Genomic DNA, 10466 nt, shown 5'->3' on the forward strand with positions numbered 1-10466 from the left:
GGAAGGAGTTTTTTCTCTGTTTCAGGAAGATTCACCCTCACTAGATGACTAGTAAATTTTGCTACAAGTAAACCGGAGATTATTACTCCGGCTGATAGAGGTGAATGATTATGTTATTAAGAAATGTATTACTAATCGTTCTCGGCTTTCAAATAGTGATCAATGCTACCCGTCCGATCATTACATTAAATGCATACGATATGAATGCTTCCATGTTTGAGATTGGTATATTGACAGCATCGTTTGCTATATTTCCACTTCTTATTGCCATTAAAGCCGGGAAAATTGCTGATGCAATTGGTGACCGCCTTCCGGTCATTTTCGGTTTAATCGGGATGGCCATCGGGATGTTTATTCCGTATGTATATGAATCAATTTGGTCTTTGTACGTCAGCCAAATATTTGTTGGTTCTTCTAATATTTTCATTGCCCTTTCTTTGCAGAATGTTCTCGGCAGTACTGCGACAAAAGAAAATCGTGATTATTACTACAGTATGTTTGGACTGGCTGTTGCGGCAGGGGCATTCGTAGGTCCAGTTTTGGGTGGCTACTTATCGGAACATTTCTCTTATTCCTCAGGCTTTTTTGTGTCGATGATCATTTGTATTCTTTTAATTGGATTTGCCTTTTATATACCGGTTGTCCTAAAAAAGCAGTCTGTTGAAAAAGTAAGCCTTGGTTCATCGCTTCAGTTGGTAAAAGATCCCCATATTCAAAAAGCCTTATTTTCAAGTGCACTCGTGCTGTATTCAAAAGATATTTTTGTTGCCTATTTTCCGTTGTACGCAACAGATATGGGAATCTCCACTTCAACAATCGGGTGGATCCTTTCGATTCAAGGTTTAGCAATGATGATCGTTCGTTTTATTTTGCCTAAATTGCTGAAGATGGCCGATCGGGATATAATTTTATTTAGTTCAGTCTTACTCGCAGGCACTTCTTTTCTGATCTTTGCATTATCAAATAGCATCATCCTTTTTTGTATATTTAGTTGTTTAATGGGATTCGGATTAGGATGCGGACAGCCAATTTCCATGACGACGACATACAATGCCTCACCAAAATCGCGCACAGGTGAAGTACTTGGTATTCGTTTAATGACGAATCGGCTTTCACAATTCATTGCGCCTGTCTTTTTTGGGGCAGTGGGCGGCTGGGCTGGTGTCGTATCTGTCTTCTATGTTAGCGGAGCCTTTTTAATCGGTGGTGCTTTTATAATGAAACCCCGTAAAAGAAAAGACGAATCAAAATCCGTAAAAGCTTTTTAAAACTATAAATAATCCGGAAAATTGGGGGGTGTGGCGCATGGAATATGTTCTTATCTTCTTCATTGGTATCATTGCTACGACACTAGGTACACTTGCTGGTGGTGGCGGACTGATCAGTCTTCCGTCTATGCTTTTGATGGGGCTTCCAATCCATTCAGCGATTGGTGCGAATAAAGTATCGAATACCGTAAGTGCATTTTCAAGTTTTTACGTTTTACTCAGGCGTAAGGAAATATCATTTAAAGAATCGTTTTGGATCATCCCTGTATGTCTTGGGGGAGGTCTGACTGGGGGATACGTCGCTTCATTAATTTCGGAGGCGAACTTGTATTGGGTTGCGATTTGTTTACTCATCTTCGCTTTTATCACGTCATTTCTATCCAAAGGGAATTTTAACGGAGATGAACCGCTTCGTTTCTCAAAAACTAGCGTTCCTGGCCTTTACGGCATTGGGATTTATGACGGATTATTTGGTCCCGGCCAAGGGACATTAATGCTCTATTTATTTGGCCATTTAAATGTTGCATACATCCGAGCGGTCGGGTACGTGCGGCTCGCTACATTCTCGAGTTGTTTTGGGGCTGCCATCAGTTATATCGCCACAGGAAAAATCATCTGGCCGATGACAATCGCTTTGCTTCTAGGTTCCGTTACGGGAGCGCAGTTGGGTGTGCGGATTGCACAAAAATTGAAACCACAATTCGTTAAACCGATACTTCGGATCGTAACTGTCGCTATTATCCTCCAGCTTATCGTGGAAAACTTCAAAGGGATATAATTCATTAATATATCGCGTTACTCTAGATACACCATATTCGCGGTTTACGAAAAACTTTAACTCGTAAGATTATTCCTTTTCAAGGAATTATTTTTGGACTTCATTCTAGAACGAATCTGGGGTGTTATATATTGTTGTTTTTTTTCTTCAAAGTTTGCCCGTTGCTTTCCGCTGCGGGCACTTGCTTTCCGCGGGGAGGGACGGAAGCCTCCTCGGCGTAACCGTCTGCGGGGTCTCCCGTTTCCCTCTATTCCCGCAGGAGTCAAGTGCTCTCCGCTCCAATCAACTCAGATAGTTATACAAAAATTACACTAAAAGCAACAAACTTTACGAAAACAGCCTTAATATAAAATTTGCAAATCCAGACTTTTAGACTGGTTATAAAGGAGTGCATTAACATTAAATAAATATTTTTGAAAGTAGATTGACAATTCCTAAAAATTTAAATATACTATTTTTAATCCCTCTTTTTAGATCGATCTAGTTGTTAAGCTATTACATAAAAAAATGCTAATCTTTGAGTATTTCTTTTAAAGAAGACCAGATTGGCGATTGTAAACGCTATCTTTTATTAGATCGATCTATATTAAAACTTGTTACATTTATTTTGAAAGATCCCAGGAGATGATTGAAAAACGTTGTTAATGAGTTTTTGTAAGCGTTTTATTAGATGGAAACGAAAGTAAAAGGCATAAGGAATCTAATCCTTTCCTCAACTTGATTAATAAGGAGTGACGTTATTGAAAACATTTATTCGAATAATGGATAAAATCAATCTAGGCATCAAATTTCTTCTTGGAACTATTTTAGCATTAGCACTTATTATTCTAACTTGGCAAATCATCTCCCGCGCTGTCTTTAATGCCCCTCTCAGTTGGTCATCTGAACTGTTAAGGTACTTATTGGTCTGGACTACATTTATCGGAGCAGGGTTAGCGATTAGATATCAAAAGTTAATCCGTCTTGAATTTTTATTTTCCCTGTTTAAATTTCCTCCTAAAATTGAAAAAGGAATCAGGGGACTTGCTGCAGTCATTACAATGGTGTTTTGTGTGATTATCTTAATGTATAGTGTGCAAATATTAGAAATTGTCCATATGCAAAAATCAGCTGCCATGCATTTGCCAATGTCTATCCCCTATTTAGCAATCCCGTTAGGCAGTCTAATCATGTTGTTTAATACATTGGTTGCTTGGCTTGAAGGCGAATGGGATACGAAAGGAGGGGAACAAGTTTAATGGGTCCGATATTACTGTTTGCTTCTTTTATGTTGTTTTTAATTCTGAGTGTTCCTGTAGCTATCTCTGTCGGGTTATCGTCAGCAATCATGGTGTTTCAAGATGGGACGCCTCCTACCGTCATTATCCAGCGATTATTTACAACGATGGACTCCTTCACATTATTAGCAGTTCCCTTTTTTATCTTGGCTGGAGGTTTGATGGAAAGAGGTGGGATGTCAAAGCGGCTGGTTGATTTTGCCTATGCTCTTGTTGCATCAAGAACAGGTGGATTAGGAATGGTTGCTGTTTTAGCCTGTATGTTTTTTGCCTCTATTTCTGGATCAGGAGTTGCAACCGTAGCAGCTATTGGCGCCATTATGATTCCAGCTATGGTTGCCAGAGGTTATGATAAAGGTTTTGCATCGTCAACTGTGGCAGCATCAGGTGAGCTAGGGGTTATTATTCCACCAAGTATACCGCTCATTTTATATGGTGTTGCTACAGGTGTGTCGATTAAAGACTTGTTTTTTGCTGGAATCATTCCAGGTATCATGATTGGGTTTACTTTTATGATCCTTGTTTATTTTGTATCGAAAGTGAAACATTACTCTGGTGAAAGATCCTATTCTTGGAAGGAAAAATTTGTTGCTTTTAAGGACGCGGTATTGGCATTAATAATGCCTTTCATCATACTGGGCGGGATATATAGCGGCGTTTTTACCCCGACCGAATCAGCAGTCGCGGCTTGTGTGTATGCATTAATTGTAGGCTTGTTTGTTTATAAAGAACTTAAGTGGAAGGAGCTCCCACAAATCTTTTATAACGCTGCTTTAACGAGCTCAGTTGTCTTGGTGATTATTGCCAATGCGGGACTGTTTGGCTGGATTCTTACAAGCGACGGGGTACCTCAAGCTGTAGCTACTTGGTTTAGCGGGATTTCTAATAGTCCATTCACTTTCTTGCTCATCATCAACATACTTTTGTTCATCGTTGGGATGTTTTTTGACTCTGGGGCGGCCATTCTTATACTTGCACCAATTTTAGTTCCTGTTGCTGTTACGTATGGTATTGACCCTGTTCACTTTGGGATTGTGATGATCGTTAACTTGGCTATGGGGATGATTACACCGCCTTTTGGAGTTAATCTCTTTATGGTAAGTGAAGTGGCGAGTATTAGCATGGAACGACTATTAAAATTCACAGCACTTTTTGTGCTAGTGATGATATTTAATATTTTAATCTTGAGTTACATCCCAGTAATATCAACGTGGTTACCTCAAGTATTTACTAAATAATAGGGCTGTTAATAATCCTTTTGTTATACTGGCAGGCTTTGAAGAAGTCAAAAATAATATAAGTCTATTAATTTGTTGAAAGTGATTTTTAGAGCATTTGTCTTTAAAAATCTTTCATAGTAAATCACAATCTAAAGGGGTGTCAATGAATGAAGAAGATTCTTTATCTAGGTTTGTTCTTGCTTGTGTTCGTTTTGGCTGCATGTGGAAGTCAATCGACTTCAAATGGAGAAAAGGGTTCTGAAACAACAGCAGATTCAAAACCAGAGGGAAACAAAGGGAAAGTAACAGTAATGAAAATTGGCTCTACAGACAAAAAAGATGTAGCGATGGGTAAAGCGATGTACAAATTTAAAGAAATAGTCGAAAAAGAAACAGATGGATCCATTTCTGTAGAGGTTTTTCCAGACAGTCAATTAGGTGGAGAACGGGACATTATTGAAGGTGTCCAACTTGGGACGATTCAAGGTGGACCTATTGGGGCGGCAGTAATGTCGAACTTCGCACCTCGGTTCAATCTCTGGTCTTTGCCGTTTGTATTCCCGACTAGAGAAGCTTCTCATGAGATCCTTGATGGTCCTTTAGGACAAGAGGTTTTAGCTGATTTAGAGGATATTGGGATCATTGGTTTTAATTTTTGGGAGAGTGGAATTAGAAATCTGACGAACAGTAAAGAGGAGATTAAGTCTCCGGACGATCTTCATAACTTAAAAATTAGAACATTAGAAAATCAAATTCAGTTAGATGTGTGGACAGAACTTGGTGCGATTCCGACGCCAATGGCTTTCCCGGAACTGTTCACAGCCTTGCAACAAGGGATTGTTGATGGCCAAGAAAACCCATTTAGTGTAATAGCAGAAGCGAATTTTAATGAAGTACAAAAATATATAACTGAAACTCAGCACCTGATTGGAGTCAATCCGTTTATCGTAAATAAAAAGTTCTTTGAAGGCCTATCAGGTGAAGAGCAAGAGGCAATTAGAAAAGCAGCTGACGAAGCTCAAGCTTTCCAAAGAGAAGAAAAAGCGAAAGAGGATGCTAGTTACAAACAGGCCCTTATCGAAAGAGGGATGATCATCACTGAGCTAACTCCAGAAGAAAGACAAGTATGGGCAGATAAAATCAAACCTGTTTATGACAAACATAAGAAAGAGATTGGCGAGGATCTCGTTAATAAGCTTTTAGAGGCAGGAAAAAAATAACTCTTTATTCTTGAAAATGGCGGGTCCGTATAAAGTGAAACTTCTATCAGTGGGGGTTTTACTGCCCACTGATGGTTAGTTGCGGCCCACAGGATGTGGGTCACGCAGACGTTGCCACAGGACGTGGCGTTCTTAGTCTGTGTTCCTATGTCGGGCCTTTACGGGCAGTTTATCCCCACTTATCTTCCCTCGATTCCTCCGAGTCTAGAAGTGGGGAGTTACTGCCCGTTAATCTGCGATAAAGCTTCATTATTTGGGCCCCTTCTTAATTACATGTACTTCTTATAAAAGTGATAAAAATTAATAATGTTCAAGATTTAGTAAATACATATATTTACCAAGTTAGACACTTTCGGCTTGTATTATATCCTTAGAAACTCATGGGATCGTCTAGAAAAGTTGTTACCAACATGAACGGTTAATGAGGCAATCTATTAGTCTTCAAATCGATCATATTTTTGAACCAATCTAATTTTTTTGGGAGGGATGCTGATGTTAGAGTTATATGTTAAAAAGCCAATGGAGATCGAAATGCGCGATGTTGAATCGCTACAAGCCCCGAAGGATGATGAGGTAAAGATTAAAATAAGCTATGGGGGGTTATGCGGATCTGATCTTAGTTTTTTACAAGGAAAATTTGCTCATGCCACGTATCCTTTAAGGCCTGGGCATGAATTAGTTGGTACGATTATTGAACGTGGCAAGAGCGCCAAATACGAAGTTGGAACCCGTGTAGTGGTTTTGCCGAATACTTTCTGTGGCGAGTGCGAAATGTGCAAAAAAGGGAGTACAAATATTTGTCGGCGTAAGAAATCATTGGGTATCAATATGGATGGCGGATTTTCAGAGGAATATGTGATTTCATCCAAGTTTGTTCTGCCGATTCCAGACGATTTGGCTAATGAAAAGGCGGTTTTAATAGAACCATTTGCCGTGGTTGTAAGTGGTTTTAAAAAGGTTAAAATTACGAAGGATTCCTCTGTTGCTATTGTCGGAGGAGGAACGATCGGGATGCTTGCTGCAGCATTGGCTTATTGTTTAGGAGCGCATGTAACCGCTGTTGATGTCAATCCGAAGAAGCATGAGATGATTAAGAAAATTGGAGATATTAGGGTCGTCTATCCCGAAAAGATGGCGGATGAGACATTTGATTTCGTTATAGAAGCTGCTGGGACAAAGGCTTCTGTAGAACTAGCGATTCAATTAATGAAACCAGGTGGTTCAATGGTTGCACTTGGTATTGCGCCAGAAGTAAATATTCCGTTTTCTCAAATAGTCCGATATGATCAAACCATTTATGGGTCGATTATTTATAACTTTCCGGATGATTTTTTACAAACAATAGAGTATTTAAGAGATCCGGATTTGAACATAGAGCCTATTGTATCAATGGTTGTGCCTTTTACGGAATATCAACATGCTTATGAAAGTGCCCTATCCGGAGACTTTGGGAAGATTATCTTAAATTTTAACAGTGCTGCTCATTAATGTTTTTCACCATTATAAAATGAATGAAAGATGCTCCCAATTAAATTTTGTGGCGTATCTATCATATAAAATTAGATCGATCTAATTTTAAGGGGGGGAAGAGAGTTGAAAACGGTTACGGTAGCCTTAGTAGGGGCAGGTTATGCGGCCCATTTACATGGAAGAGGATATGCAAAGGTACATGGTGTCAACATTAGACTCAAAACAATTGTGGACCTAGATACAGTTAAAGCCGAAGAAATTGCCAAAACATATGGATTTGAGCAAATTTCCACAGATTTTAACGAGGTGTTAAATGATAAAGAAATTGATGTCATCGATATTGTGACACCGCCTCATCTACATTTAGAGTTTGCGTTAAAAGCTTTAAAAGCTGGCAAACACGTGATTTGCGAAAAACCGCTTACAGGTTATTTCGGTAAGGAAGATGATGAAAAACCGATCGGACAAAAGGTTTCGAAGGCTAAAATGTATGAATCCGTTTTAAAGGAAATTGAAGAAGCCAAGGAAATCATTGCGTCAAGCAATAAACTGTTTATGTATGCCGAAAATTATATTTATTCGCCGAATGTCTTAAAAGCTGCTGAAATCATTCGCAGTAAAAAGAGCAAACTCTTGTTTATGAAAGGTGAAGAAAGCATTAAAGGCTCCAGTTCCGCAGTGGCAGGTTTGTGGGAAAAAACGGGCGGCGGCTCTTTGATCCGATTAGGATCCCATCCAGTTTCCGGTGTATTGTGGTTAAAGCAAGTGGAAGCAGAAGCGAGAAATGAGGAGATTTCAGTTGTAAGCGTACAAGCGGATACAGGAAACATTATAACCTCTTTAACAGATTACGAGAAAAGACATCTAACAGGCAAACCAATCGATGTAGAGGATTTTGCTAATGTGACAATCACCTTTTCTGATGGAACGAAGGCTGTAGTTATCTCAAGTGACCATGTATTAGGCGGGACAAAAAATTATATTGAAATATACGCAAATGATGGAGTGCTAATGTGTAACATCACACCTACAGATAATTTAAAAAGCTATTTTCTTGATCAGGAAGGCATAGAGGATGTTTATTTTTCCGAAATGCTTGAAGAAAAACTAGGCTGGAATCATGTATTTATCGCAGAAGAAATTCTGCGAGGCTACACATATGAACTGCAAGATTTTATGGAATGTGTGCTTGAGAATCGACAGCCCCTGTCAGGCATCGATTTAGCCTATGAAACTATTAAAGTAATCTATGCGGCATATCTTTCAGCAAGTGAAGGAAGAAGAGTCCATTTCTAAGAGAAAGATTTTGCGTTATAAAAATAAAAAAAGTGTACCAAATATTTTTTGAGAGTAGGAAACATCAAAATATTGGAGGCAACTAAAAGATGACAAGAAAATTTTCTTTAGCCCACCTTACAGTCCTTGACTCTCCACCGCCCGAGATGGTTTACATCGCAGCGAAAGCTGGCTATGATTTCGTTAGTATTCGCCCTATATATATGGGTCTCCCCGGTGAACCTAACTACGAGCTAGCGAAGAATAAGGAAATGTTGCGAAGAACAAAGACAGCGCTTGCAGAAACAGGCATCGAGCTTCTTGACATAGAGCTGGCACGGGTTTACGATGGTGTTGATCCAACCCAGTATCTTCCTGCTATGGAGGTTGCTGCTGAACTTGGGGGACGCCATGTTCTTAGCAGCATATGGACGGAAGATCGAAATTATGCAATTGAACGCTTTGCGGAGATTTGCGATCTAGCGAAACCATTCGGACTTACAGTTGAGCTAGAGTTCGTCCCCATTGCCGCTATTTCAAATCTAGCAGGAGTCTTAGACGTGCTTCGCACAGCAAGGCGTGATAATGCCGGTTTGATGATTGATATACACCATTTTCATCGCTCAAAGGACAAGGTCGAGGATCTAGATTCGGTGCCACGTGAATGGTTCCGTTACCTTCATCTTTGTGATGCGACTGTTGAAATCCCTTCCTCGAAAGAAGAGATGACGAGAATTCTTCGTGAGGAACGAATGTATTTAGGTGAGGGCGGCATTGATGTTGCGAGCATTGTAAACAGGTTACCAGAGATGCCTTATTCAATCGAGTTGCCGCATACATTGCGTGCTAAAGAATTAGGCAATGAAGAATTTGCGCGGCGCTGCTTGCAATCAGCAAAGGACTACTTTGAAAGCAACCCGAGTATAAATTGCAAAATAAGTTGATAACCAATTTTAACTTTATTCAGCAGAAGTCTCTGAACGATATAAGTGGCGAGATTAATGGTATCCAGTATGGGTTCAAACCTCGGCTGAATAAAGATAAGCCTCCGGCGGATGCCTCAGATTTTTTAAAGGAATTTATCGAGCAGGCTCGATAAAAATCTGGGCGCAAGTACGCCAAGGCGAATTTGATTAAAATAGATTAGGAGATGATCATATGAAAAAGATCCTCATGCTGCATGGAATAAATCATAATATGTTTGGGAAAAGGGATCCAGCTCAATACGGAACGGTTACCCTTGAGGAAATCAACGATGGGCTTAATAGACTTGCAGAAGAGTTAGGTGTGGAGATCGAATGCTTCCAGACGAATCATGAAGGCGAAATGTGTGAAAAGATTCATCAGGCATATTTCGAGAATAAGGACGCTGTTATCATCAATGCTGGAGCATGGACCCATTATAGTTATGGCTTAAGGGATGCCCTCGCAATTCTTGAAGTTCCAGTAATTGAAATTCATATGTCTAATATCCATGCAAGGGAAGAGTTTCGCCATCATTCAGTTTTTGCGGAAATTGCTAAAGGCCAAATTTCAGGGTTTGGGATTGAAAGCTACTACCTTGGATTACGTGCTGCTGTAGCGGCAGCAGAGTAGATTGATCACTGAGGGATTATCTTAACGAGATAAGATCAAATATTTAAAAATCAATAGACTAGCAAATAGGTCAAAAAGAATAAAATAAAGGTTTTTTTGAATTTACTATTAATTATTCAAAAAGTCCATAGAAGCATCGCTTCGATTTGTCGGTTATTGTAGTATATACAATTATCATTTTTATGGAGAGGTGCCTTATTTTTTTTGAAGGATCTTTTCACAAACTTTGTTGCTTTTAAAACACTATCAATCATTTTGAAAAGGTCACCAATAGAGTTTCATGAGGACCGAAATCTACTCGAAAAGGGAAAAACAGTCCTCATGAAGGTGTCATGAGGACCGAAATCTACTTGAAAAGGGAA

9 protein-coding genes are annotated in these 10466 nt (G+C 39.5%); all 9 read left to right on the top strand.

Features of this window, described 5'->3' with window-relative positions:
* Positions 1–110 precede the first annotated feature (110 nt).
* The 9 genes from BGM26_RS20705 to aroQ all read left to right on the top strand — a co-directional run bounded on the left by BGM26_RS20705 (position 111) and on the right by aroQ (position 10104).
* Positions 111–1268 carry an MFS transporter gene (locus BGM26_RS20705; protein ID WP_217042183.1) on the top strand — a complete coding sequence of 386 codons (1158 nt, stop codon included), beginning with the start codon at positions 111–113 and terminating at the stop codon, positions 1266–1268.
* A 37-nt stretch (positions 1269–1305) separates the two neighbouring features.
* Positions 1306–2046: a sulfite exporter TauE/SafE family protein gene (locus BGM26_RS20710; RefSeq protein ID WP_217042184.1), complete on the top strand. Its 741-nt coding sequence runs from the start codon at positions 1306–1308 to the stop codon at positions 2044–2046.
* Between the two features lie 740 nt (positions 2047–2786).
* Positions 2787–3284, top strand: a complete 498-nt coding sequence (locus tag BGM26_RS20715) for a TRAP transporter small permease (protein WP_217042185.1) — start codon at positions 2787–2789, stop codon at positions 3282–3284.
* Complete coding sequence (locus BGM26_RS20720) at positions 3284–4561, top strand: TRAP transporter large permease (RefSeq protein ID WP_217042186.1); 1278 nt, start codon at positions 3284–3286, stop codon at positions 4559–4561. The genes BGM26_RS20715 and BGM26_RS20720 overlap by 1 nt, the downstream gene beginning before the upstream one ends.
* Positions 4562–4710: 149 nt before the next feature.
* Positions 4711–5763, top strand: a complete 1053-nt coding sequence (locus BGM26_RS20725; protein WP_217042187.1) for a TRAP transporter substrate-binding protein — start codon at positions 4711–4713, stop codon at positions 5761–5763.
* Between the two features lie 492 nt (positions 5764–6255).
* Positions 6256–7251, top strand: coding sequence for a zinc-dependent alcohol dehydrogenase (locus tag BGM26_RS20730; RefSeq protein ID WP_217042188.1), 996 nt, complete (start codon positions 6256–6258; stop codon positions 7249–7251).
* 105 nt (positions 7252–7356) lie between these two features.
* On the top strand, positions 7357–8529 hold the full coding sequence (locus BGM26_RS20735) for a Gfo/Idh/MocA family protein (RefSeq protein ID WP_217042189.1): 1173 nt from the start codon (positions 7357–7359) through the stop codon (positions 8527–8529).
* A gap of 89 nt (positions 8530–8618) precedes the next feature.
* On the top strand, positions 8619–9452 hold the full coding sequence (locus BGM26_RS20740; protein WP_217042190.1) for a sugar phosphate isomerase/epimerase family protein: 834 nt from the start codon (positions 8619–8621) through the stop codon (positions 9450–9452).
* A 214-nt stretch (positions 9453–9666) separates the two neighbouring features.
* Complete coding sequence (gene aroQ, locus BGM26_RS20745) at positions 9667–10104, top strand: type II 3-dehydroquinate dehydratase (protein ID WP_217042191.1); 438 nt, start codon at positions 9667–9669, stop codon at positions 10102–10104.
* Positions 10105–10466: the final 362 nt, after the last annotated feature.

This window comes from Bacillus sp. FJAT-29790 (genome assembly GCF_019039215.1).
In the GTDB taxonomy this organism is placed as follows: domain Bacteria; phylum Bacillota; class Bacilli; order Bacillales; family Cytobacillaceae; genus Cytobacillus.

Coding starts and splice junctions, on each gene's coding strand:
- BGM26_RS20705 (WP_217042183.1), top strand. CDS start 111: ATGTTATTAAGAAATGTATTACTAATCGTTCTCGGCTTTCAAATAGTG.
- BGM26_RS20710 (WP_217042184.1), top strand. CDS start 1,306: ATGGAATATGTTCTTATCTTCTTCATTGGTATCATTGCTACGACACTA.
- BGM26_RS20720 (WP_217042186.1), top strand. CDS start 3,284: ATGGGTCCGATATTACTGTTTGCTTCTTTTATGTTGTTTTTAATTCTG.
- BGM26_RS20725 (WP_217042187.1), top strand. CDS start 4,711: ATGAAGAAGATTCTTTATCTAGGTTTGTTCTTGCTTGTGTTCGTTTTG.
- BGM26_RS20730 (WP_217042188.1), top strand. CDS start 6,256: ATGTTAGAGTTATATGTTAAAAAGCCAATGGAGATCGAAATGCGCGAT.
- BGM26_RS20740 (WP_217042190.1), top strand. CDS start 8,619: ATGACAAGAAAATTTTCTTTAGCCCACCTTACAGTCCTTGACTCTCCA.
- aroQ (WP_217042191.1), top strand. CDS start 9,667: ATGAAAAAGATCCTCATGCTGCATGGAATAAATCATAATATGTTTGGG.